The organism is Rhodococcus sp. WS3 (genome assembly GCF_003797085.1).
GTDB classification, from domain to species: domain Bacteria; phylum Actinomycetota; class Actinomycetes; order Mycobacteriales; family Mycobacteriaceae; genus Rhodococcus_F; species Rhodococcus_F globerula.
Genome location: NZ_RKMA01000003.1, coordinates 865,750 through 889,830, shown reverse-complemented (window position 1 = coordinate 889,830; position 24,081 = coordinate 865,750). Strand labels below are relative to the sequence as shown.

General features: G+C 61.7%; 19 protein-coding genes. 7 read left to right on the top strand and 12 right to left on the bottom strand.

Features of this window, described 5'->3' with window-relative positions; all coding sequences use genetic code 11:
- Positions 1-59: 59 nt before the first annotated feature.
- The 10 genes from menC to EEB13_RS25290 all read right to left on the bottom strand — a co-directional run bounded on the left by menC (position 60) and on the right by EEB13_RS25290 (position 14,536).
- Positions 60-1,193, bottom strand: a complete 1,134-nt coding sequence (gene menC / locus EEB13_RS25335; RefSeq protein WP_141486518.1) for an o-succinylbenzoate synthase — start codon at positions 1,191-1,193, stop codon at positions 60-62.
- A gap of 7 nt (positions 1,194-1,200) precedes the next feature.
- Positions 1,201-2,007 (bottom strand): GNAT family N-acetyltransferase, encoded by an 807-nt coding sequence (locus EEB13_RS25330; RefSeq protein ID WP_141486517.1) that lies wholly within the window; start codon positions 2,005-2,007, stop codon positions 1,201-1,203.
- On the bottom strand, positions 1,997-3,148 hold the full coding sequence (locus tag EEB13_RS25325) for a M20 family metallopeptidase (RefSeq protein ID WP_141486516.1): 1,152 nt from the start codon (positions 3,146-3,148) through the stop codon (positions 1,997-1,999). Before EEB13_RS25325 ends, EEB13_RS25330 begins: the two co-directional genes overlap by 11 nt.
- Positions 3,145-6,504 (bottom strand): serine hydrolase, encoded by a 3,360-nt coding sequence (locus EEB13_RS25320; RefSeq protein WP_141486515.1) that lies wholly within the window; start codon positions 6,502-6,504, stop codon positions 3,145-3,147. Before EEB13_RS25320 ends, EEB13_RS25325 begins: the two co-directional genes overlap by 4 nt.
- Positions 6,501-7,292, bottom strand: coding sequence for an ABC transporter ATP-binding protein (locus EEB13_RS25315; protein WP_095888255.1), 792 nt, complete (start codon positions 7,290-7,292; stop codon positions 6,501-6,503). The genes EEB13_RS25320 and EEB13_RS25315 overlap by 4 nt, the downstream gene beginning before the upstream one ends.
- Positions 7,289-9,136, bottom strand: a complete 1,848-nt coding sequence (locus EEB13_RS25310; protein WP_242484466.1) for a dipeptide/oligopeptide/nickel ABC transporter permease/ATP-binding protein — start codon at positions 9,134-9,136, stop codon at positions 7,289-7,291. The genes EEB13_RS25315 and EEB13_RS25310 overlap by 4 nt, the downstream gene beginning before the upstream one ends.
- 1 nt (position 9,137) lies before the next feature.
- Positions 9,138-10,151: an ABC transporter permease gene (locus EEB13_RS25305; RefSeq protein WP_242484465.1), complete on the bottom strand. Its 1,014-nt coding sequence runs from the start codon at positions 10,149-10,151 to the stop codon at positions 9,138-9,140.
- A gap of 92 nt (positions 10,152-10,243) precedes the next feature.
- Positions 10,244-11,848 carry an ABC transporter substrate-binding protein gene (locus EEB13_RS25300; RefSeq protein ID WP_141486514.1) on the bottom strand — a complete coding sequence of 535 codons (1,605 nt, stop codon included), beginning with the start codon at positions 11,846-11,848 and terminating at the stop codon, positions 10,244-10,246.
- Positions 11,849-11,991: 143 nt separating this feature from the next.
- Positions 11,992-13,593 (bottom strand): helix-turn-helix domain-containing protein, encoded by a 1,602-nt coding sequence (locus EEB13_RS25295; RefSeq protein ID WP_141486513.1) that lies wholly within the window; start codon positions 13,591-13,593, stop codon positions 11,992-11,994.
- Positions 13,594-13,621: 28 nt separating this feature from the next.
- A complete protein-coding gene (locus EEB13_RS25290; RefSeq protein WP_033232345.1) occupies positions 13,622-14,536 on the bottom strand; it encodes an SDR family NAD(P)-dependent oxidoreductase in 915 nt (304 codons plus the stop codon).
- 84 nt (positions 14,537-14,620) lie between these two features.
- Between EEB13_RS25290 and EEB13_RS25285 the strand changes: the two genes are divergently transcribed.
- Together EEB13_RS25285 and EEB13_RS25280 are read left to right on the top strand one after the other, a co-directional pair.
- Positions 14,621-15,238: a TetR/AcrR family transcriptional regulator gene (locus EEB13_RS25285; RefSeq protein ID WP_141486512.1), complete on the top strand. Its 618-nt coding sequence runs from the start codon at positions 14,621-14,623 to the stop codon at positions 15,236-15,238.
- Positions 15,239-15,325: 87 nt separating this feature from the next.
- Complete coding sequence (locus EEB13_RS25280; protein WP_141486710.1) at positions 15,326-16,747, top strand: purine-cytosine permease family protein; 1,422 nt, start codon at positions 15,326-15,328, stop codon at positions 16,745-16,747.
- Here the strand turns inward: EEB13_RS25280 and EEB13_RS25275 are convergent.
- A complete protein-coding gene (locus tag EEB13_RS25275) occupies positions 16,628-18,259 on the bottom strand; it encodes a PucR family transcriptional regulator (RefSeq protein ID WP_257013427.1) in 1,632 nt (543 codons plus the stop codon). The genes EEB13_RS25280 and EEB13_RS25275 overlap by 120 nt on opposite strands.
- 88 nt (positions 18,260-18,347) lie before the next feature.
- On the opposite strand from EEB13_RS25275, the gene EEB13_RS25270 reads away from it, so the two are divergent.
- From EEB13_RS25270 to EEB13_RS25260, 3 genes are all read left to right on the top strand, one after another.
- Positions 18,348-18,827, top strand: coding sequence for a nucleoside deaminase (locus tag EEB13_RS25270; RefSeq protein ID WP_033232343.1), 480 nt, complete (start codon positions 18,348-18,350; stop codon positions 18,825-18,827).
- A complete protein-coding gene (locus EEB13_RS25265; RefSeq protein WP_141486510.1) occupies positions 18,824-19,780 on the top strand; it encodes an isopenicillin N synthase family dioxygenase in 957 nt (318 codons plus the stop codon). Before EEB13_RS25270 ends, EEB13_RS25265 begins: the two co-directional genes overlap by 4 nt.
- A 267-nt stretch (positions 19,781-20,047) precedes the next feature.
- Entirely contained in the window at positions 20,048-21,199 is a 1,152-nt protein-coding gene (locus EEB13_RS25260; protein WP_045068640.1) for a magnesium and cobalt transport protein CorA, read from the top strand.
- Between the two features lie 48 nt (positions 21,200-21,247).
- On the opposite strand, the gene EEB13_RS25255 is transcribed toward EEB13_RS25260, so the two are convergent.
- Positions 21,248-21,868, bottom strand: a complete 621-nt coding sequence (locus tag EEB13_RS25255) for a hypothetical protein (protein WP_092806276.1) — start codon at positions 21,866-21,868, stop codon at positions 21,248-21,250.
- An 89-nt stretch (positions 21,869-21,957) separates the two neighbouring features.
- Here EEB13_RS25255 and EEB13_RS25250 point away from each other — a divergent pair, with 89 nt between their 5' ends.
- Together EEB13_RS25250 and ligD are read left to right on the top strand one after the other, a co-directional pair.
- Positions 21,958-23,004, top strand: a complete 1,047-nt coding sequence (locus EEB13_RS25250) for an ATP-dependent DNA ligase (protein ID WP_033232338.1) — start codon at positions 21,958-21,960, stop codon at positions 23,002-23,004.
- Positions 23,004-24,047: a non-homologous end-joining DNA ligase gene (gene ligD / locus EEB13_RS25245; RefSeq protein ID WP_033232336.1), complete on the top strand. Its 1,044-nt coding sequence runs from the start codon at positions 23,004-23,006 to the stop codon at positions 24,045-24,047. Before EEB13_RS25250 ends, ligD begins: the two co-directional genes overlap by 1 nt.
- Positions 24,048-24,081: the final 34 nt, after the last annotated feature.

Genomic DNA, 24,081 nt, shown 5'->3' with positions numbered 1-24,081 from the left:
TCATGTCCGGTTCACTATGCACGCAGGCACCGACAAGAACTGGCCCGAACCCTCTCGACCTACATTAAGTCGGTCCCGACAGTAAATCGCTCCAGCACCTCCAGGTGCGGAGTCACACCGAAGCCCGGCCCTTGTGGCACAGCGATGTGCCCGTCCTCGATGACAAACGGTTCGGTGATGTCCTCGGCGTAGAACCGGTCCGATGCCGAAATATCGCCCGGTAACGTGAAGCCGTCCAACGCCGCAAGCGCCGTGTTGGCAGCGCGGCCGATTCCCGTCTCGAGCATTCCGCCGCACCACACCGCGACGCCGTGGGCTGATGCCAGGTCATGGATGCGTTTAGCCTCCAGATACCCGCCGACCCGACTCGGCTTGATGTTGATGACGGACGCAGCGCCCAGCGTGATCGCGTCCGCGGCATCCTTGGCGGATTCCACCGATTCGTCGAGGCAGATGGGCGTACTGAGCGCTGCGGCAAGTGCGGCGTGCTGCACCAGATCGTCCTCGGCCAGTGGCTGTTCGATGAGGAGCAGTGCAAATTCGTCCAGCCGGCGCAGTAATGGGGCGTCGACGAGGGTGTAGGCGGCATTGGCGTCGACCTGCAGGGGAACGTCGTAGCCGAATTCCTTGCGTACTGCGGCAACCGGTTCGACATCCCAGCCAGGTTTGATCTTCAGTTTGATGCGGACGTAGCCCTGCGACAGGTAGTTGCCGACGGTCCCGAGCAACTGGGGAATGCTGTCCTGGATGCCTACCGATACTCCGGAAGGCACCCGTGTGCGAGTGGCACCGAGGTAACGGGCGAACGACTGACCGCGTGCCCGCAACTCTGCGTCGAGGACAGCCATTTCGACAGTCGACTTCGCCATCCGGTGGCCGACGATACCGGCGAGCGCGTGGCCGACTGTTTCGGCGGACAGCGGGCCCGTCGACTGCGCCTGGCGAAGTACGGGAATCAGATAGTCGCGCAGAATCATTCGCGCACCTGCGGTGTACTCGGCGGAGTAGTACGGGTCGCTCAGCGCGCCGCACTCGCCCCATCCGGTGGTCTCGACCGGGCCGTTCGGGCCGTCAGCAGTGCCGGTTACCTTCATCACCAGCGTGTTGCGCTCGTACTGCGTGCTGAAGGACGTGGTGAACGGAGAGACCAGCGGTATGCGCAGCTCGCGCAGTTCTACGGATTCGATATGCATCGGTATGTCATTCTCCGGGTGTCGCTCGAGTTGTGGTGAACGTGTAGAAACCGCTGGGGTCGAAGCCGGTCGAGTGCCATTGCGGCGATGCCACGAGCGGCGCAAGATACTCACGAAGGGCATGCCGCCACACGAAGGCAGAGGCACGGTCGATCCTTCTCAGCTGCTCTATGTCCCTGGGTATTCCGACAGCGATGTCGGCGGCGTCGGGTGGGATCTGAATCATCCGCGGTTCGCCAGTTGCAGTGGGGTGGAGCACCTTCACAATATCGGTCAGGTTCGCGCTCGACCGCGGTCCGGGGGCGGAGCCGTTGAGGTTCCAGCTCACCAACATTCGATCAGTGGCATCACCGGAATTGATGCCGTCCGTCATCGAGCCGTAGAAGTTCGGAGTGTATTCGGAGGGCTCCGCGCCGAGGCGTTGGATGTTGAAGTACGCATTCCGTGCGACGAGGGGATCGAACGTCCACCGGATGGTGTGGACCCCGCGTTTCAGACACCAGTCCCGTTGATGAAACTTGAGTGTGCGGCCGATTCCCTGGCCGGCGAACTCGGGCAGTACTCCGGCGATATGTGAATGTAGAACCTCGCCGAAGGGTTCGACGAAAAAGCCGACACAACCGCCGATCAAACTGTCCTCGGCAAACACTCCGACCACGTAGTGGCCGCCGTGGTGGAGTGCGATGAGCATCGCAGTGCCGAAATGCGCAGGGCCCGGACTGGTGGCCCAGATCTTGTCGAAAACTGCGGAGAGTTCGTCGATTTCGTGGACGTCGACCAGTTCTCGGAACGTGATTGTCGGGCTACTCGACACGGGAAATACCTTCTGTCGTGATCGACCGGATCATGCCTGCCAGCAGTGCTGTTCTCGGTGCGATCGCGGATATACGTGCATGCTCGGTCTCGGCATGGGCGCCACCACCGACGCCGCCCAGGCCGTCGAGGGTGGGAATTCCGAGCCCGGCGGTGAAGTTCCCGTCCGAGGCGCCGCCGACGGCGATTCCTATGGGCGGAGTCAGATCATTGTGGAGCGCAACATGTTCCGCGAGCGCCAGCAGCGTCGCAGACATGGCCGCTTCCAGGGGTGGCCGGTTCACTCCACCCGATACCGTGATCGCCGCATCGGGATGGCGTGTGCACAGGCTTCTGATGTTCGAGTCCACGCGGTGCTGCTCGGCCGCACTGGTCGCGCGCACGTCGATGTCGACACATGCTTCGGCGGGAACGGTATTGGTTGTGGTTCCGGCCGAAAGCACTGTAGGTGTGACCGTGGTGCCCAGATCAGGGGCCGACATTGCAGCGATGGTGATGACCAGGTGAGCGAGCTCCACTGCGGCGTTGATGCCCTTTTCCGGCTCCAAGCCGGCATGAGCCGCGCGACCGGAGACCTGAATTCGATACAGTGACACACCTTTACGGGCAGTCTTGAGCTCGCCGTTGTCGCCGCCGGCTTCCAGGACGAGCACCGCCCCCGCTGCACATTCTTCGATCAACGAGCGCGAAGTGGGTGAGCCGATTTCTTCGTCCCCGGTGATCAGCAGTGTCACGCCGTCGAGCGCGTCGACGCTGTGTAACTCCCGGACCAGGGCAAGCGCGTGAATTGCCTGAACAACACCAAGTTTCATGTCGAGCCCGCCGGGACCCCGCAATGCGCCGTCGGTGACGGTTGCAGGCAGGCGCGCCAGGGTGCCGATCGGCCAGACCGTGTCGTGGTGTCCGAGAAGCATCAATTGTGGCGGTGACGTTCCGAAGTTGACCAGCAGATGGGTCCTGCCCTCGACCACAATGGACTCTGCCCGCGCGCCGAGTCGCTCGTGGACGAGGTCCGCGGTGGCCTTCGCGCTGCGGGTAACCGCGTCGAGGTCGTTTGACGGCGACTCGACTTCGATGAGCGTGAGGGCGTCGTCGATGATCTGGGGGAGGCGCTGTTCGGCGAGCTCCAGTAGTGCGGTCATTTCTCGCTCACCCGTGGGTATGCGCGGCTTCCGAAATGCAGCAACTGCGTACTCGCCTTGCCGGAGAACGTGATCCGAGACCAAGCCGACATCTGCGGCAGTCTGGTTGCAAAGACTCCTGGCCGAACTTCCAGCAGATCGAGATCCACCGATGTGGTGATCTCCTCGGAGCCGGACGGATTGGTGTGCTCGGTCCGGGTGACTTTCAGGGAGTTACCTTTTCGTTCGACCGCAAAATCGGTAGCCGCATCACGGAAGATGCCGCACAGCGTATCCAGTTCAGCGGCAGAGGATGTCGTGCGATTTTCGGCATCGCCAGGTGAGAACTCCGCCGTAGCTCTCACGCCGGCGATCGACTCCGCGACTTCGGCACGGATGTCACCCGACAGTGCGTCCATCGCTCCGCCGTTGGTCATGAGAACAAGTGCAACACCGCACGACGGAATGACATCCAAATATGCCTGCTGCCCGAGTGTCGCACCCTTGTGGCCGTGTACGGGCACCCCGTCCCAATCGTCGAGTAGCCAGGTCGTTCCCATTCCGTGGGCGGCGCTCGCGACGTCTCCGATGGGCATGTGCTGCTCGATCATGGCGAGATGCGTCGAGCGACGCAGGAGGACGGGATCGTCACGCATCGAATCTTGTGCGAACAATAGTAGATCTTCGGCGCTGGAAGTGATGAGGCCGGCCGGACCCATGGAGCGAGTGATCAGGAAGTGTGGTGTCGGCTCGGTCTTTTCGGCAACGTCGACGTGGCCGACTGCCGCAGAGTGCAGCGCCGTCTCCTCCGGCAAGGTGGTGGTGTGGCGCAGCTCGAGCGGCTCGAGTATTCGGTCCCGCAGCACTGCATCCCAGGTTTGCCCGCGCAGGACTTCGACGATGCGCCCGGCAATTGCAAATCCGGTATTGCAGTACGACCAGCCGGCGCCGGGCGGAAAGATCTGCACTACCGATTTCAGCTCTGCCACATAATGTTCCAGGCAGTCGTCGCCACGCCCGTTGTCGAGGAATACGTCACCGTCGATTCCGCTGGTATGGGTCAGCAGGTGACGCGTCGTGATCGACGTGCTTGCGGCTTCGTCGGCAACTGCGAAGTTCGGCAGGACTTTCCGGATCGGTGCATCGAGGTCGAGCTTTCCTTCCTCGACGAGTTGCATGATCAGGGTAGCTGTCCAGACCTTGCTGATCGACCCCATCTGGAACACCGTGTTCGGCGTGACGGCAACGCCCGTGCGGGTACTGACAACTCCGGACGAGACGACAGTGCGCTGGAATCCGCTGCGCGTGGTCGTCAGAATCCCCAGCGATGCTCCGGGGACACCGTACTTCGTGGTGAGTGTGTCGAGTCGGTACTGCCAGTAGTCTCGATCGACACTGCGGCGTGTGGGGTACGGCGACAGGTGCCGCTCGATCCAGTCGACAAGGCGGGCAGCGTAATCGACCCGGTGTGACGGCCGGCCCGTGAGGACAAATGCATGTGACGCGTCGGGATAGACCACAAGTTCGGTGTCAACACCGGCCAGACGGAGTCCACCGAACCACTGTTCCGCCTGGTTGACCGGGCACAGGACGTCGCTACCGCCGTGGAGGACAAGTGTTGGGGTCGTCACCTTCGCGACACGGCGAATCGGCGCGAGTTCATCTGCCCGCGAAGTGAACTGATCGAATTCGAGCGTCTGCAGAAGAATGCCTGCGTCGGAAGCGCCCACGATGTGTGCCAAGTCGCAGACGAGCCCACCGGCAACCGCAACGGCAAATCTATCCGTGGTTGACGTCAGCGCGGCTGTCATGAATCCGCCGTAGCTGTAGCCGACAACCGCCAGTTGAGCTGGATCGGCAACGCCCTCGGCGATCAGAGTGTCGATCGGTTCGAGGAGATCAGCGCGGTCAGCCTCCCCCCACGCGTCGTGAACGCCGTCGAAGAAGGAATTCCCGTAGCCGTCGCTACCGCGAGGGTTGATCATCAGGATCGTGTAGCCACGGCTGACCAGTGCGCCGTGATACGGATTCATCAACGACGGCGTTCCGGTCCACGCATTGTGCGGGCCGCCGTGAACGTCGAGAACCAGCGGGCCTGCGCCACTGACGTTCGGATCGCGCAGTATCCAGGCCTGAACGCGGGCGCCGTCGCTGATGTCGAACCAGCGCTCGGTGGCTTCCGGAAACTCGATGTGCTGTGTTGTCGTCGAATTCAGATCGGTGACGTGATCGACGTCGAGGGTGTCTACATCGACAGTAGCGATTTCGGCGAAGGACGTTGCCGTGGTCAAAGCAACGACAGCGTGGCGTCCGGAAACGGCGAGTCCGGAGATCACAGTTTGGCCGCCGGTCAGAAGTGGCTTGACAGAACCTGTTTCGAGATCGAGACGGTGAAGCTCCGTGGAGCCGTGGTGTCGAATGCAGAAGACGATGGTGCCGTCCTCGGTGAAAGCCGGTGCGGCGCCCGGGTATCCGGTACCACCGGGCATCACATTGCGATCGAGATCGGCGGTGAGGCTGCGATCGGCAACCCGTCGGTCGCGATGGAGCAGTAGTAACTCGTTGTTGTGGATTGCCGGGACGTGCCAGCCGACAGCGACCACAGCGGTGGCGTCGGACGTCCACAGCAGCGGGCCAACCACGCCGGTTGCCTTTCCCAACATACTTGGAGGGGAACGGAGTTCGGTGACCGAGATGATCCATGCCGAGGTAGCCATGGTCACGTCGGTGTCGTCGTCCATCGCTGCGGTGAAGGCCAGTTCCCGCCCATCGGGGCTGTACACGTGGTGGGATGCGTCCCAGTCGCCATCAGTCAGACACCGAGACGCGCCGTCGGTGAGGTCGAGTTCGAAGAGGTGCGCCCGTATGTTCGCGCGGATACCCGATCCGTCGACCTTGTAGTTGAGCCGACGGGTGACGAGGGGACGAGTGGACGTCGATACCGCGCGGTCGACGGAGGCGACAAAGGCAATCCGGCCACCGTCCGGCGAGAACACGGGCGCTCCGGCGCCGAGTGGGAATTGTGCCGAGGTAGTCAGCTGCTTCGGCACACCGCCGGCCGCGTCGACCGTCCACAGTTGCGGAATGCCCGCGGAATCGGGTCGGACGAATATCAACTGCGTCGAGCCTGGTCGCCACGCCGGCGACGTGTCGGAGGGGCCGGCCGTGAGCTGCACCGCTGGGGAAGCCAACCAGATCGAGTGAGCAGTGGTGTCGTCGTCGAGGTGTGATTCGGTACGTACATAGGCGATTCGGCCCGATGTGGAGACGGCGATGTCGGACGGTGTCACCACAGAGGTGTAGTCCTCGATGGTTGCCGCACGCCGGCCAGGTGTCTTCGGTGTTGTCGGTGTTGTCGGTGTTGACGGTGTTGTCATCGGAACATCGGCTCCCCGAGTTGTGGAACGGCGGACAGGAGTGTGGCGGTGTACTCCTCACGAGGAGAATCGATCACGTCGAGTACCGGGCCGTGCTCGACGATTTCACCTCCGAACATCACCGCAACGTGGTCGCAGACATACCGGATGACGGCAAGGTTGTGGCTGACGAACAGGACAGTGAGCCCGAGCTGCCGCTGTAGGTCCATCAACAGATTGAGGACAGAACCCTGCACGGAAACATCCAGTGCAGAAGTGATTTCATCAGCGAGCAGCACTGACGGCGCAGCGGCGAGCGCTCGGGCCAGGGCAACGCGTTGTCTCTGACCGCCCGACAATGAAGCCGGGTAGTCGTGAGCTTTTTCAGGCGGCAGGCTGACCGTGGTGAGAAGCCTCGCGACTTCGGCGGCCCGCTCTCCTCGACCGCGTCGTGCCCGGTCACGTCGCTCGGTGGCGCGAAGGGCCTCGGCAAGGGACTGGCCGATGGTCATTCTGGGGTCGAGGCACGAATACGGATCCTGGAAGACCATCTGAATACGGTGGCGTAGTAGTGCATTTGCACCGCGCGCGTGAGCGACGTCGACACCGTCCAGCAGGATCGAACCCGAACTGGGCTCGGCCAGTCCTACGGCTGCACGTGCCAGAGTGGACTTGCCGGAACCGGATTCACCGACGAGGCCGACTACCGATCCCGACGGGATGACGAGGCTGACGTTCTTGACGGCGTGGAATCGCCGGGAACCACTGCCCAGGTGAACGTTGACCTCACGAAATTCCATATTGCTCATCGCATCTCCTCGGCGAGCGACATCAGATCGTCCAACTCGACGTCGACGGCGCTTCCGGAACCCTGTGCCTGCCACGCTTCGTCGACTGTGGCCAGTGGCTTGTCACGATCGGTGGTCATGGTGGGAACCGCGGCAAGAAGTGCCTTGGTATACGGATGCTGTGCGCGTCCGCCGATCAGGTCGTCTACGGCGATGTCCTCGACTATCTCGCCGGCGAACATGACCAGTACCCGTGTACAGATTCCCGTGATGACAGCCATGTCGTGGGAGATCAGGAGGATGGCGGCGCCGGTTTCCTCGCGGACGTTGTGCAACAGCCCGAGAACCTCCCGTTGCACGGTGACATCGAGGGCGGTGGTGGGTTCGTCGGCGATGATCAGTGCCGGTGTTCCCATCAGACCCATCGCGATCATGGCACGCTGACGCATGCCGCCCGAGAATTCGTGTGGATACTGTTGTGCGCGCCGCTCGGCATCGGGGATCTTGACTGCAGTCAAGCGGTCGACCGCCGCCTTCTTGGCTTCGGACTTGCTCATTCCTTCGTGAAGCCAACCGATCTCGGCAACCTGATATCCGACTTTGAGAGACGGATTCATCGACGACATCGGATCCTGGAACACCATTGCCAGACGAGTGCCGAGCTGGCGGGCGACGGTGCGTGACGATCCGTTGTCCGGTCGTACCCCGTCCTTCATCAACACGGTGCCGTCGAACTCGATCAGACCGGCATCGACCACGGTGGGGTGGTCGGTGAGTTGTGCGATTGCCATGCAACTCAGCGACTTTCCGGATCCTGATTCGCCGACAATGCCGACGGTCTCGCCGCGTCCTACGGTGAAGCTGATGTTGTTGACAGGTCGACGCCATTCACCGTTCCCGGGGACGGCGACCGACAGGTTCCGAACGGTGAGCACGGCATCATCTGTTTCCGGTATCGAATCCGACGCCGCGCCGCTGGCGTTGAGTGGCGTCCACTTCGGGAGGGCGCGGGTGAGCGGACTGCGCACGCCTGCGCCGCGAGCGATGGCTTCGCCGACCAACGTGAAGGTCAGACCGGCAAGAACCACGGCAATCCCAGGAGCCAGCGCGGTAGCGGGGTTCACGAAGATCTTGGACAGGCCTTCGTTGAGCATCCGCCCCCAGTCGAACGAGGGTGGCTGAATGCCCAACCCGAGGAAGGACAGGCCGGCAAAGACGACCAGACCGGTTCCCACAGCGATGGTGGCGTTGACGATGAGAGGTTCACGGATATTCGGGAGGATGTGACGGAAGAGCAAGCCAGGTTTGGTGATCCCGAGGATTCGGGCCGCATCGATGAAGTCGCGTCCGTTCACCGACGACGCGAGTGCGTAGGTCAGACGTGCAAACGCCGGCGCGATCGCGAGACCGATCGCGATCACCGCACTTCCTGCACCCTGCCCGAAGATGATCAGGAGGAAAATGGCCAGGAGCAATCCGGGGAAGGCAATCGCAAAGTTGAGGAATGCCACGACGATTCGGCCGATCCATCGAGGAGCGAGTGTGGGGAGTGTGCCGAGGGCGATCCCGAGTGTGACGCCGAGGCTTACAGCTCCGAGAGCCATGGCGACAGACAAGCGGGCTGCCGTCATGGTTCGGGCGAAGACGTCGCGTCCGCCGGCGTCGGTGCCGAAGAGGTGTTCGGAACTTGGACCTTGTGAGAGGGCGCGCGGATTGCCGGCAACTGCGGCGTCACCCCAGATGATCGGTCCGAATATCACCAAGGCGATCAGGGCAACGAGAGCGCTGGCAGCCAGGATTCCGAGTGGAGTACGCAGAGTTGCAACGATCCAGTGTCGTTGAGTGGTTGTCGGTGAGCTGCTCAACTCAGTTCTCCCGGATCGTGGATCGTGGGTCGATGAGCGCAAGCACCACGTCGACGATGAAGTTGACCAGTAGGACGATGCTGCCGTAGACCACAACCAGGGTCTGAGCGAGGGGGTAGTCCTTCTCGGTGATGGACTTGACCAGCGCCAAACCCATTCCCGGCCAAGCAAAAATGCTCTCGACGAGTACCGTGCCCGCGATCAGGCCACCCAGGAGCAGCCCGGCGAGGGTCAACGTCGAGGTGAGCAGATTGGGCATCGCGTGGCGGAAGTACAGACGCGCCATCGGCATTCGTTTCGCGCGAGCGGTCCGGATGTAGTCCATGTCCAAGACCCCGAGTGCCTCGGCGCGAACGATGCGAGACATGGAGGCCGTAGCTCCGATCGACATCGCGGCAACCGGAAGAATGTAGGTTTCGATGCCGCCTCGTCCCGCAACCGGCAGGATCGGGAACGTGACGGCAAAGAGGTAGACCAGGGCTGTACCGAACATGAACTCGGGAACGACGGCAAGAGCGCCTGACGTTGCCGTGTAACCGATCTCGACTCCGCGTCGGCGCCCGCCTCGCGTCAGGGCCGCGAAGGCGAGCCCGATCGGAATTGCCAGCACCAGCACGGTGATGACGGTGAGGACGGCAAGTTCGAGGGTGGCGGGCAAGCGTGAACCGATCACCTCGAGGACCGGAGTCCTCAATGTGATCGAATCGCCGGGATCCCCCGTCAGTAACCCGCCGATGAATCGAAAGTACTGCTGCCACAAAGGAAGGTCGTAGCCAAGCGCAGACCTCGTCGACTCCACGAGTTCGACGGGTGCGTTCATCCCCAACGCCAACCGAACCGGATCGCCCGGAATCAGTTGGAGCATCAGAAAGGCAGCCGTCACCAGTGCCCAGAGGGAAATCACGAAGGTGCCGAAACGACGTAAGAGGTACGCCGGCCAGCTGTTTGCGTCGAATCGTTTTGTTCGAACTATCGGCGCCGAAACGGATTTCACGGCTTCACGCATTGCGCTCATGGCTGTCTTTTCGAGGTGTCGGGAATGAGGAGGCAGGCGCTACTCACGGGCAGCGGCCGGGACTCGATGAGTCTCCCGGCCGCTGATACCGCTTACTGGTAGAGCCGCAGGGCGGAACCGACGTACGTGCGACCGAACGCGAGACCGGCGTTCTTGAAGTACACAGTCGTGAGCTTGTCTGCGAACGGCACCGCCGACACGGACTTGATGATCTGCGATTCTGCGTCAGCCCACGCTGCACAGGCGTCGTCGCCGACCAATCCTGATGCCTTGGCGGCTGCCGCGTCGTACTCGGGGTTGGAGATCGAGGAGAAGTTGAGTCCCTCGGCAGGCGCCGGTCCGGACAGGAACGGAACCAGCATGCTCGGCAATGCCACGTTGATCGGCTCCCACGCGACGTCCCACGCGGTGTTGTCCTTGCCACTGAGCAGTACGTCGACGATCTTGTTGGAATCGCCGCCGGTGATCACGACGGTTGCGCCGAGTTCTGACCATGCCTGTTGGGCGAGGTCGGCTGCAGCGTTTGTCGAATCGCCGAAAGTCTCGTAGGTGAGGCGGATGTTCAGCGGAGCGCCGTCCTTGCTTCGCTTCCCATCGGAGCCGGCTGTCCATCCGGCGGCGTCGAGGGTTGCCTTTGCGGCACTGAGATCGAAGTCGGGAAGGTTACCCTCGATCGAGTTGTATGTACATGCGCGCGGTTCGACGGACACCATGCTGGTCGAACGCTCGCCTCGGCCGCCGGTGAACACCTCGGTCAAGTCGTCGAGGTTGAGTGCCTGCACAAGGGCTTTACGTACGGCCGGGTCGCTGGTCGGGTTTCCAGCGATGTGGTTGAAGAACATCTCACCGCCCGGCGACGGGCGTTTCACGGTGGTCAGGTTTGCCGAGTCGAGTCGATCCTGATCCGGTCCGGAAACCTCGGCAGCATTCAGATCGCCGGCCAGGAGTTGATTCGTGGAGGTACTGGCGTTGGTGACGATTGTGGCGACCACGTCCTTCGGCACACCCGCCGTCGACGATGTTGTGTCATCCGGACCCCAGCTGTAACCGTCGCGGCGAGTGTACGAGTAGTGATCATTTGCCACGGCCTCGGTCATCGTGAACATGCCGGAACCGATCGTGGCCTTGTTCGCGGCCGTCGGATCGTCGAGTCCGGCGTCGCACATGATCGGTACGCGAGCCAGATTCAGCATGAGGAACGGCGACGGTTCCGGGGTGGACACGGTGACGGTCCGCGCTGCGACATCGGCTGTGGCACTCGCGGTTTTCGGGACGTAGACACCGCGAAGTGCAGATCCCTTGGATTCGTCGGTGATGAAGCTGATGTTATCGGCGACGGTCTGAGCCGTGAGCGCAGATCCGTCGGAGCAGGTGACGCCGTCACGAATCGTGAACTCGACCGAAGTCGGTGTCTCGGTCCATTTCTCGGCGAGCCAGGGCTGGGTGACGCCAGTCTCGGGGTTGGGGTAGACGAGATTGTCGTAGCTCAGCCGCGCCAGTTCGTGTGCGGGCGTCGCAGCTGTCATGAGTGGGTTGAGCGCTCCGGGATCCGCGCCCAGCGCAAGCGTGAAGGTGCCGTCGGTAGCGGGTTCACCACCACCGTCACCTGAACCTGATGCGTTGCCCGAAGAACACGCGGACAGCAGAAGAACCGCGCCGGTTCCGGCAGCGAGTAGTGCGTAGGACCGTTGTTTCATGGTGCCTCCGAGAATGAAAGCCTGACCCGAGCGAAACCACGTGCAGCGGGCGCGGAATGAATGACGACCGCTTGATCCTGTCGCACCGAGAGGATCAGGGCATCGTCGTCTTCTACGAAAATTCGGAGGGTTCTTGTAGTGACCTACGAAGGATTCGGATAAAACAGACGAATCTGGAGCATTAGGCTGAAACGCGTCTCCGCGTCATTGAGGTCGATTCCGGCAATTCCGGCAAGCTTCTTGAGTCGATAGCGAAACGTGTTCACATGGACGTGGATCAGAGCCGCCGCGGCGGGAATGTCACCGAACGTGTCGAGCCACGCCCGAAGAGTCTCCACGAGGTTGATGTCGTGTTCGCTGTCGTACTTCTGTAGTAACGCGAGCGGCCCGGACGGTTTCTCGTTCTCGTCGGCCAATGCATCGGACAAACGAAGCAACAGTGAATCGATCGGCACATCTGCGGCCCGGGCGACATTGCGGAGTGTGGAATTCCAACTCGATCGCAGAACCCGCAGAGCGCGGTCGGCCTCACCCCGTGATGTCTCCAACGATCGCGCGCCGGTCACTGTCGTCCCGATCCCGATGACAACAGATCTCTGGGATCGACTCCGGTCGGCGAACTCGGACGCGATGTGCCGTATGTAGTCGTCGTCGGTCTGTTTCCGGGTGTGCGGGACGACGGCGTAGACCGTGCCGCCGATCGGAGCCGCAATCGACATCGGAAATGATTGGTGCAGAAAAGTATTGAACGACGAGGCGAGATTGTCGACGTCGGCTTCGGCGTCCACCGGCACATCCGTATTGGATCGGAAGGCAGCGGCAAGCACTGTCGCCTTGGCGCGTCCGTATCCGAGTCTCTCGGCGGCCGCTTTGGCCGCAGTTCCACCGTCGAGCAACGTGATTACCTCACTACGACGCAGTCGCTTGGCAGAATCGGCCGCAAGCCTGGCACGGAGCATGCTCATCGCAGCTACGGTGGCGGCTTCGACCAGTGCTTTGACCTGCACATCGTTGGGCTCTTCGTCCACTATCACCCAGATCGATCCGAGAATCTGCGTTGCCGCATGGATTCTCATGCCGACCCGGGGTCTGACGCCGGGCCCGATGCTGGGCAGGAAGACCGGCAGGGCAGATCCGTAGATCCGATTGAAGACACCCAAGGACCGGAGCTGGTCGGAATAGTGCTGCGGCACTTGGTGACCGAGAACGCTCTGTTTGCGGGCCTCGTCGCCGCGCGCCTGATCCGCCGAGAATGCGAGGATGCGGCTGGACGGATTCTCGATCGTGACAGGACCGTTCATCACGTGTGCGATCGAATTGGCAAGATCGAACAGATCGGCTTCGGCGGTCGACGTCTGATCACCGCGAGTTCCGGATTCCAGGATCTCGTTGATCAAGGATGCGCTCTGGAGCCAGCTCGCATCCTTGATCATGCCGAGTAGTGCGATGTCGGCGTCGTCGAGCGCCAGAGCAACGTCGTCGACGATGTTCAGTGGCTCTTTGACGATCAGCGCTGCGGCGCCGGCGGCACCGTATTCCCTTATCGCCGTGGCGATGTCGACGGTGCCGACAAGGCCGGCGCCGAGAACGACAGCGCCGGCGCTGCCGCGGACCGACTGCGGGCCCTCGTGCAGGACTACATGGCTGAACGTGCGGGCGCTGGTGACGCGACTACCGCCGCGCAGGAACGTCATACCGAGTCTGTCGACGATGTCGACTATCGATACTCCGCTGCTCGTACGCACGATCACACTCTACGGGCAGGGAGGTCGCTCAGGCTGAAGGTTGCTCGGCCACTGCTTTCCCTACGAAACGGTGGGTCTGATCGAATGCAGCGGCTACCTGGATCGAGTTGGTCATGTCACTGATTTCAGCCCAGCGTTCGGCGACCACCTCGGGCGAGAGCGCCTCCTGCGGGATGTAGACGCCCTGCGACTCCTCCATCCGGGCGATCGCGAACACGCCGGCGCCGGCGCTGAGGATCGTCTTGGTTGGTGCGTCCTCGGAGACCATGAACAGCGCGCCCGGTGAGATCGACTCGGGAGCAAGGAGTGCAAGGGTCTTCTCGTCGAGCAGGTCCTCGGTCATGCGGGTAGCCGCTGTCGGGGCAAGTGAGTTCACTCGAATGCCCTTGCGCTCACCTTCGATGGACAACACGTTCATCAAACCGACGACGCCCGACTTGGCGGCGCCGTAGTTGGCCTGGCCGAAGTTGCCGTAGATGCCCGACGCGGATGTGGTCATGAGAATACGGCCGTAGTTCTGCTCGACCATGTGCGGCCAGACAGCCTTGGACACGATGACCGAACCCATGAGGTGAACGTCGATGACCTTGCGGAAGTCGTCCAAGTCGGCCTTGATGAACGACTTGTCGCGCAGGATGCCGGCGTTGTTGATGAGGATGTCGACGCGCCCCCACTTCTCGATAGCAGCGGCGACCATGGCGGCAACTGCGTCGGCGTCGGTGATGTCGCAGTGATCTGCAAGCGCTTCGCCGCCAAGAGTCTCGATTTCGGCTACTACCTTCGCGGCTGCGGTATCGGCGCCGCCACTGCCGTTGACGGATCCGCCCATGTCATTGACCACAACGCGTGCGCCGCGAGCGGCGAGCGCCATGGCGTGAGCTCGGCCGAGACCGCCGCCTGCGCCCGTGATGATCGCGACCTTGCCTGAGAAATCCAATGACATGGGAAAAACCTCTCTGATCTGGGATACTACTGAGTATTACTATGTCAAAGTGTGGAAACAAGTCAAGGCAGTGAAGGGTGAACGATGAGTGCTGACGCACCTGATATGCGCTCGGTGATCATCGAGACCGCGGCAGACGCATTTGCGGCAGACGGATATGCCGCCACGACCATTGACGACCTCGCCGATCGCGTCGGCGCCACCAAGGGTCTTGTCTACTACCATTTTCGGTCGAAATTCGATATCTACCTGGCTATTTTCGAGCAGGGTATGAGCAGGCTCAGAGCGGAAGTCGACGGAGAAGTGGCGGCGGGCGGCACCGGATTGGTCAAGCTCGCGGCGATGTCGCGGGCGCATCTGATCAATCTCATGACGCACCTCGGACATCATCATGCAATCCACCAGGGCGTGCGGGGGCAGATGAGTTCGGCGCTCAAGCCGCGCCAGCAGCAGGCGCTCGTCGAACTCAACGCTCTGCGCTTGGACTACGAGAAGCTTTTCGAACAGGTGATGATCGAAGGAGTCGCAGACGGTTCGATCCGCGCCTCGTCACCGCGCATGGCGGCAAGGGTTCTGCTCAGTAGCCTTAACGGTATCGATCTCTGGTATCGCCGTCGCGAGGGCCAGTCGGTCGCCGAAACCGAGGCGCTGGCAGACGAGATCGTCGAACTCCTGATCGGCGGGTTGCGCGCGGAACACTAGCGCGGCGCCAGACTGTCCGTAGAACTGACTGTCGTGGCAGACAGTCTGTCGGTTGTCGCAGCTCTCGCCGCACCCCAAGGTTCTCTTATGGCAATTACCGAGGGTGTAACCGGCGAGCAGACCGGGGTGGATCGCGAGTACGGAGATCGCGTACTTGCCGTCGAACCTGGCGGAAACGAGTTCATTCCCGACGAGGATCGCCACGGCACCCCTGGTCAGCTGTTCTGGACGTGGATGTCCCCGAACCTCGAATTCGCCACGGTCTTCATCGGAGTTCTCTCCGTATCCGTATTCGGGATGACGTTCTGGCAGGCGACGCTCGGACTGGTCGTCGGAACCGCTCTCGGTGCGGCCGCGCACTTCGTGCTGTCGGCACGCGGACCGTTGCACGGTGTGCCGCAAATGGTGCTCGGCCGATTGGGTTTCGGATACCGAGGTAACGCTCTGCCGTCGGCGTTCATGTCGATCATGTGCGGCGTCGGATGGTTTGCAACCAACAGTGTCAGCGGCGCTTTTGCGCTCAACACCCTGACCGGATTGCCGCCGGTGCCTTCACTGTTGGTGATCGTCGTCATCCAGACCGTGTTCGCTTTCTTCGGGCACAACCTGGTTCAGGCTTTCGAGCGATATGCGTTTCCCGTACTTGCCGTGATCTTTGCCATCACTGCGATTGTCATTCTGACAAAAGCCAATCCAGGTGCGCCGGCGATCGAGGGCGGCGTCGGTGGACTCGGCGGTTTCCTCCTTACCGTGGGCACCGCGTTCGGGTACGCCGCCGGGTGGACGCCCTATGCCGCTGATTACACGCGCTACCTTCCGGCGTCGGTCTCGACATTCCGAACAGGTCTGTTCGCGTCGGCCGGACTGTTTGTCTCCTGCGTGGCACTGTCGGTGGTCGGTGCGGCATCGGTCACGATCGGCGCGCCGTCGTCGGATAACCCCGCCGACGCGTTCACATCCAATCTTCCTTCGGCACTTGCCAATCTGACGCTACTGGCCATCGCGCTCGGTGCCGTCGCCGCGAATGCGCTCAATGTCTACTCCGGCTCGATGGCCTTTGTGACCATCGGATTGAAACTCCCGGTGAAAACGCAGCGAGCCATGGTCGCGATGGTTTTCGGAGTTGTCGGATTCCTGGTTGCGTGGTGGGCACTCGCCGACGCAGCAGCAAGCTACGAAGCTTTCCTCCTTGTCGTCGCCTACTGGATCGGTCCGTGGCTCGGCATCATGTTCGCCGACCAATACCTGCGCCGCGGGCAGCGCATCGACAATCTCCTCTACGACCCGGAACACACCAACGGGGGTGGATTCTCAGCTTTCGTGATCGCACTCCTCACCTCGGTTCTGCTGTTCTCCAACCAAGAGAAGTTTGTCGGGTACGTCGTACGGTCAGTCCCCGAGCTGGGCGACATTACGTTCTTCGTGGGATTTGTCATCGCGGGCGGGCTTTACCTCCTCGTCAACGGTTCGAAGATCTCGCGCGACAAGCCGGTGAGCGCACAGCGCTAGAAGCAGAGTCGCGTACATCGACGGCGTCGACGGGTCGTATCCGAGTAGCGCCCGGATACGGTCGAGTCGCTGATAGAGCGATTGCCGGCCCAGGTGCAGCGCAGCCGCCGAACGTGTTGCGCTGCAACCATGACGGAGATGAACCTCGAGTGTTCTGGTGAGATCACTCGAATGGGTGTCGTCCCAGGAAATCAGGGGAGCGACGACGGCAACCATCCGCTCCCGAACGTCCACCGGCAACTGGTCCACCGCGAGTTCCGGGGCCAGTTCACGAGTGGTTGTCACCACGCGCCCGGCGAGCCAGGTCCGACGAGCCGACGTCGCAAGGCGAAGCCCTGATCGGGCAGCATGAAGTGCCGCACTGACCTCGGACGGAGTGAACGCACACGGGTCTCCGATCACCACCGTGACTCCGTCGGTGATGTTGGACGACAGGGATGTTCCGAATGCCGCACTCACGGCACCGACAGCATCGATCGTCTTGGCCGGCACTGCAACAAGACCGAACGTGCTGGCATGTACTTCGGCTCCCAAGTTCGGTTGGCCGAGGAGTTTGGCCGCGGAATCGAGGAGGCGAGTGGCGATTCGCGAACCAGGGGAGTCGATCGCGATCGCAACGACGCGGTGGCCGGGAGTGGGATGGAACCCAGCGGCCGCGGATCTGACGCGAAGGTCGATCTGCCGTACGTCGGTGCGCTCCAGCAGATCCGACACGAGAGTAGCGGCCGCCCGCTGGGGACGACCGGTTAGGTTTCCCGAATAGGTCAGTGCCAGCCCCAATGAACCGGCTGAGCGTTGCAACAGCCCGTGCAACGTTGCCGGATTCAGTGTCGAACCAGGCCCGGCCGTCAGAGTCCCCCAGGCTCCGTCTCTGGAATGGATAGCGGCAGTGGCAGTTCCGGCGTCAGCGGCACGCCAGGCGGACCGATCGTCGTCGACGCCATGTGCTGCGACGAGGGCGCCACTGCCGCTTGTCACGATCAAAGGGCACCCCGTTACGTCACTGATGCGCTCGAGCAGAGTGGCCACACCACTGCCCGCCATCAACTCGAGTTCGAGCACGCGAGCGAGATCATTTCCCAGGCGCAGCACAGCGACTTCACGCGAAATGATTTCGGTATTTGCGTTCTGACACAGTTCGATGAAAGGGACAACAGTCCGGAGTGCGATCAGCGGCATTCCCATGATCGCCGCTTCCTCGATCATGTCCGACGGAATCGCGTCGAAGGTTCGGCCGAGTTCTACGGCAACTCCGGCGACGTTTCGGTTCCCGACCTCTCGCAGATAGTGCCGCCTGGTCCCCGGATCGACCCCGGACAGACCCAAGCCGGTGGTGAGCAACAACTCGTCCCCGGACAGCAACGGGCTGATCTCGTAGATCTCGCTCGAATGGACCCAGCGGACCACACGGCCCAACTGACTGCCACCGGCCAGAACCTGTGGATCGGCCCCACGGAACTGGTTGTCGAGTAGCTCGCGCACGGTCAGAGACATCGGTTCGGCGTTCCTCACTCTGGGCGACAGTATGTCCACCATAAGGGCGGCTCGTTACAACAATGTGTCAGTTGTGGATGTAGTCCGAACAGCAGAAAGTAGAGGGATGTCGACGACTGTGACGAGCGCTTCCCGCGCTCTCGACCCCCAGACAATGTTGCAGGCAGCGATATCCGAGGCCGAACTCGGCCGCAGTGAGGGCGGAATTCCCATCGGTGCGGCACTCTTCGCGTCTGACGGCACCCTTCTCGGTAGTGGACGAAACCGTCGAGTCCAGCACGACGATCCGTCGGTGCACGGTGAAACCGACGCCTTTCGTGCGGCCGGAAGGCAACGTGACTACCGGCAGACCATCATGGTCACCACGCTCTCGCCGTGCTGGTACTGCAGCGGGCTCGTGCGTCAGTTCAACATCGGATCCGTGATCGTCGGTGAAAGCGTGACATTTACCGGTGGGCACGAGTGGCTCCGCGAAAACGGGGTGTCTGTCACCGTTCTGCGAGATCAACACTGCATCGATTTGATGACCGAGTTCATCGAAACAAACCCGGCACTGTGGAACGAAGACATCGGAGTAGCGGAATGAAGGCTGTATCGACCGTGGATATTTCCCTCTGGCGGGCGGGCGGTCCGGGCGCTGAAGCTGTCGCGCGTGAGGTGGACGAAGGGCTGCAACGTGCGGGCTTCCTTCTCGTGCGCGGGCATGGGATCACCCGCGAACTTGCCGCAGACGTGCGAGCCGCGGCCCGGAAGTTCTTTGCGCTACCCGAGTCGACCAAAGCAAAGTACGCCGCAATAGTCGGTGAACGCGGATGGATCGGCCCGGGGATGGAGGCCAACGGCTACTCGGAGGGAACCGAGACCCCGCCGGATCTCAAGGAGACCTTTGCGATCGGGGCTGAAACTCGGACGGGCGATCCGCTGGTCGACGACGTCTGGTTTCTCTCCAACGTCTGGCCGCGCGAGGTTGCCGAGCTACACGAACTCTTGACCGTCTACACCGCGCAGATGCGTCGACTGTCGGACGATTTGCTGGAGATGTTCGCAGCTGCACTGGGTTTGGCGAACAACCCGTTCGACGGGCTTGCCGACCTCCCCACGTGGACGTGCAACATCAACCATTACCCACCGATGAGCGTCGTGGGTGAGCCTGAGCCGGGACAGTTCCGCATCGGTCCGCACACAGACTTCGGAACGGTGACAGTTCTCGATCGTGAGCTCGGATCCGGTGGACTGCAGGTGTACACGGACGAAGGCGGATGGGAAGACGCCCCGTACGACGCGGAAGCGTTGACGGTAAACATCGGAGACCTCCTCGAGTACTGGAGTGGGAAACGCTGGCCGTCGGGCCGGCACCGTGTACTTCCTCCCCAGTCGGACGCTCCGGAGGAAGATCTGGTCTCGCTCATCTACTTCTACGAACTCAATCACGATGCGGTAGTCACCCCGTTGGAGTTGCCGATCGGGAGAGTCTCCGGCCTGGAACCCGTCGTGTCGGCCGACTTCATCAAACTCAGGCTGGACGCGATCACTCTCTAACTGGCGAAAATCCTTGGTTTGTCCCGTTCTCGGAAGAGGGGTAATGTGTGGGCGTCGTGCGCCGTCCGAGCGCATGGCGAACGAGCAGTAATTCAGGGAAGAGGAGGTGTGGCTTGTAATGCGTGGCCAACCTCCGAGTACCAACTGAAGCTGTAGACCGCCCGGGTCGCCGGGTATTTTGCTGCAGCTTCATCGTGTGTTCATCGGCCTCTGCTTCGCTGTGAAGCGCGCCTTGGCCGTTCACTCTTCCTTGAAAGCTGTTGCAGCATGTCTGAATTCAAGTCCCGCCGGTCGTCCTTCCCGCGTCGCTCGGCAGGTTTCGGTGATAGTCGAACCGGTCACACGCCCGTCGCCCGCACCGTCGTGAAGGCCGCAACGACCGATGCGATTGCGCCTGTGGAAGCCACGGTCGTGAATAGTGGTGTGTACCGCGACGGAGCTCGGATCGCGTCGCCGTCCACCCTCGCCGAAGCGTTGTCGTGCCTGCCGGATTCGCAGTCGATGGCATGGATTGGGCTGTACCGTCCCGACGACACTCAATTGTACGCTGCAGCACAGCATTTCGACCTTCACGAGTTGGCTGTCGAAGACGCGATTGCCGCACATCAACGTCCCAAGCTCGAGCGATACGGTGAGACACTCTTTGTCGTGTTGCGCGCTGCGCGCTATCGCGACGAGACCGAACGCGTCGAATTCGGTGAACTGCATGTGTTCTGCGGTCCCAACTTCGTTCTTACTGTCCGCCACAGTGAATCACCGGATCTCACGGCCGTGCGAACCAGAATGGAGAACGATCCCGATCTCCTCCGTCTGGGGACCGAAGCTGTTCTCTACGCAATCCTCGACGCCGTCGTCGACGGCTATGCGCCGGTTGTCGCCGGCCTGCAGAACGACATCGACGAGATCGAGACCGAGGTATTCAGCGGCGATCCCGGAGTGTCGCGTCGTATCTACGAATTGACCCGTGAAGTGATCGAATTCCAGAGAGCCACACGGCCGTTGCTCGGCATGCTGCGTGGGCTGTCGGCAGGATTCGACAAATACCACACGGACGAAGAACTGCAGCGCTATCTTCGCGATGTCACCGACCACGCGACAACAGTGGTCGAGCAGGCCGACGGGTTCCGTCAACTGTTGGGAAACATCCTGACCGTCAATGCAACCTTGGTATCGCAGAATCAGAACGAGGAAATGCGAAATCTCACGCAGGCGAGTTACGCGCAGAACGAGGAGATCAAGAAAGTGTCGGCCTGGGCGGCAATTCTCTTTGCCCCGACACTGATCGGAACTGTGTACGGCATGAACTTCGACGACATCCCGGAACTTCACTGGCAGTTGGGCTATCCGTTTGCGCTCTCGATGATGGTGCTGACGTGTGGAAGTCTCTACACGATTTTCAAGCGGCGAGGCTGGCTCTGACCGTGCGCCTTTATCAACCGCGGGCGGTTGATAAAGGCGCACAACAGGTTAGAGCGTTGCCGTGCAAACGGTGAACTTGCGTTCGGCGTGCTCGAATCCCGAATCTGCTTCGGAACCACAATCTTCGATGGACGTCGAACCCTGGAGGATTTCGATTACCTGGACTACGTCGCTTCCCGAATCGGCGCAGTCGATACGGGCCGGCTCGTCGTCGAGGCCACCCGGTCCTAGATCCATGCATCCGCCGACGACCCAGTCGATGTCGAGACAGACCGCGCCCTGTTCCTGGCCGAGCAGAGTCTCGTAGTAGGTCTGATCGATGTCGGACGCGCACTCATCCGACGTGGGGGCTTTGGCGACAACCTTGTAGTTGGATTCGTCGCTGCCGCACACGGCGTGGTCGATTTCGGCGTCGTTCGTGGTGCCGCCGATCTTGACGCAGTCGCCGATGTTCACGTCGATATCCACGTCGCCGCCCGCGTCGGTGCCCTCTTGGCCGTCGATCTTCGAGGTGGTGGTGCTCGCTGACGTGGTGGTCGAATCTGCCACGGTGGATGATGATTCCGCGATGGCTTTAGGCTCGACGTCAGATCCGCACCCAGTGGCGAAAATGGCGATTGCAGACGTCGCGATCAGTGCTGTGCACAGCCGTCCGACGATTCCGGACATTCAAGTCTCCCTTGCTGATCTTGGATTATTCGGGCTCTATTCCACTTCACTGCTAGTCGAATAGCGAATCGGGCTGTCAGTATGAGTGGGTGGACCTCCCTCAGATGCCGCCGCTCGCCCCGATGTTGGCGAAGGCCGCTACGACAGTGCCGGTACAACCCGAATCCGACCAGCCGACGTGGTCGTACGAACCGAAATGGGATGGCTTTCGGTCGATAATCTTCCGCGACGGGGACGAGGTAGTCCTCGGTTCACGCGGAGGAAAAGACCTGGCTCGGTACTTCCCCGAAATCGTCGAAGCGGTGAAGGCGGAACTGCCGGACAAATGTGTGGTGGACGGCGAGCTTGTCGTGCCCCGGGAAGTGAACGGCGTGACGCGGCTGAGTTGGGAAGCGCTGTCCGAGCGCATCCACCCCGCAGCCAGTCGAGTGACGCTGCTCGCCGAACAGACACCAGCGCAATTTGTCGGATTCGACCTGTTGGCGTTGGGAGATCGGGACGTAGCCTCCGAAGATTTCACCGTTCGACGCGCATTGCTGGTCGACACGATCGGCGGCGGTCCGAGCTGTCATGTCACAGCTGCAACTTTCGACAGCGGTGAGGCGATGCGGTGGTTCGAGATGTTCGAAGGCGCTGGTCTTGACGGTGTGATCGCCAAGAAGCTGGTCGGCCCCTACCTGCCGAACAAGCGCGAGATGATCAAGGTCAAGCACGCCAGAACCGCGGATGTCGTACTGCTCGGATACCGTCCGCACAAGAGTCAACCGGGTATCGGTTCGATGCTGCTGGGTTTGTTCGACGGCTCCGATTTGAAGATGGTCGGTGGCGCTTCGGCATTCACCGCGGCGCGGCGAATCGAGTTGCTGGAAGAACTCGAACCACTACGCGTCGGTGACGACGTGGTGGCGGAAGGCGAGGCAAGTCGATGGAAGTCGGCGGCCGATCGCTCGTGGGTCCCGCTCCGCCCGGAGCGGGTATTGGAAGTGGCGTACGACCAAATGGAAGGGGAACGCTTCCGGCACGCAGCGCGCTTTCTGCGGTGGCGTCCGGATCGGGTTCCCGACGAGTGCACGTTCGATCAGTTGGAGGTTCCGGTGCGGTACGACTTCGCGGATGTCCTTGCAGGTGGTGTGTGATGGCCAGTCCGGCAGTGGAACTGGATGTCGACGGAATCGCGGTCCGTCTCTCCAGCCCCGACAAGATCTACTATCCGCAATTGGGCACCGACGGCGGGACCAAGCGTCATCTTGTGGAGTACTACCGCACAGTGGCGTTGCAGGGCGCCGCGGTGGCCGCCCTGAAGGATCGACCGACACACCTGCAACGCTTTCCCGACGGTATCGAGGGCGAAGAGGTCTACCAGAAACGATTGCCGGCAAAACGACCTGAACATGTCGAATCCTGTGAGGTGACGTTTCCGTCCGGGCGCAAGGCCGACGTCCTCCGAGTGCAGAACGCTGCCAACATCGTGTGGGCGGCAAACCTCGGAACCATCACGTTTCATCCGTGGGCAGTGCGCTGCCCGGACACCGATCATCCCGACGAATTGCGGATCGATCTTGATCCGCAGCCCGGAACCGGTTTTGCGGAGGCCGTCGCGATCGCCGACGAGGTACTGCGTCCACTTCTCTCGGAACTGGGCCTGGAAGGGTTCCCCAAGACGTCCGGTGGACGGGGCCTGCACGTCTACATTCCGCTCGCGCCGCGTTGGGATTTCATCGAGGTTCGACACGCGGGAATTGCACTGGCTCGTGAAGTCGAACGACGCAGCGGCGATCGGGCGACAACGGCCTGGTGGAAGGAAGAACGTGGTGAGCGGATCTTCATCGACTTCAACCAAAATGCCAGGGACAGAACGATTGCCGCGGCCTATTCTGCGCGCAAAACTCCGATTGCAACCGTGTCTACGCCGGTGACGTGGGACGAACTGCGCGACGTACACCCCGACGACTGCACTATCGCGACGGTCCCGAATCTGCTCGCCGACCGCGGTGATCCCATGGCAGCGATGCACGAGAAGGCCTTTGAACTCGATGTTCTCCTGGAAATGTTCGAGAAGGACATCGCAGCAGGATTGGGAGACCTCCCATATCCGCCCAACTACCCCAAAATGCCGGGTGAACCGAAACGGGTACAACCGAGTCGCGATCGAGATCGGAAGCAGACAGAAACCGAGTAGCGTCTGAATCGGACAAATCCGAGACTCGCGAGTG

Coding starts and splice junctions, on each gene's coding strand:
- menC (WP_141486518.1), bottom strand. CDS start 1,193: ATGCATATCGAATCCGTAGAACTGCGCGAGCTGCGCATACCGCTGGTC.
- EEB13_RS25290 (WP_033232345.1), bottom strand. CDS start 14,536: ATGTCATTGGATTTCTCAGGCAAGGTCGCGATCATCACGGGCGCAGGC.
- EEB13_RS25260 (WP_045068640.1), top strand. CDS start 20,048: ATGTCTGAATTCAAGTCCCGCCGGTCGTCCTTCCCGCGTCGCTCGGCA.
- EEB13_RS25265 (WP_141486510.1), top strand. CDS start 18,824: ATGAAGGCTGTATCGACCGTGGATATTTCCCTCTGGCGGGCGGGCGGT.
- EEB13_RS25315 (WP_095888255.1), bottom strand. CDS start 7,292: ATGAGCAATATGGAATTTCGTGAGGTCAACGTTCACCTGGGCAGTGGT.
- EEB13_RS25325 (WP_141486516.1), bottom strand. CDS start 3,148: ATGACCGCACTACTGGAGCTCGCCGAACAGCGCCTCCCCCAGATCATC.
- EEB13_RS25320 (WP_141486515.1), bottom strand. CDS start 6,504: ATGACAACACCGTCAACACCGACAACACCGACAACACCGAAGACACCT.
- EEB13_RS25280 (WP_141486710.1), top strand. CDS start 15,326: ATGGCAATTACCGAGGGTGTAACCGGCGAGCAGACCGGGGTGGATCGC.
- EEB13_RS25255 (WP_092806276.1), bottom strand. CDS start 21,868: ATGTCCGGAATCGTCGGACGGCTGTGCACAGCACTGATCGCGACGTCT.
- EEB13_RS25305 (WP_242484465.1), bottom strand. CDS start 10,151: ATGAGCGCAATGCGTGAAGCCGTGAAATCCGTTTCGGCGCCGATAGTT.
- EEB13_RS25300 (WP_141486514.1), bottom strand. CDS start 11,848: ATGAAACAACGGTCCTACGCACTACTCGCTGCCGGAACCGGCGCGGTT.
- EEB13_RS25270 (WP_033232343.1), top strand. CDS start 18,348: ATGTCGACGACTGTGACGAGCGCTTCCCGCGCTCTCGACCCCCAGACA.
- ligD (WP_033232336.1), top strand. CDS start 23,004: ATGGCCAGTCCGGCAGTGGAACTGGATGTCGACGGAATCGCGGTCCGT.
- EEB13_RS25285 (WP_141486512.1), top strand. CDS start 14,621: ATGAGTGCTGACGCACCTGATATGCGCTCGGTGATCATCGAGACCGCG.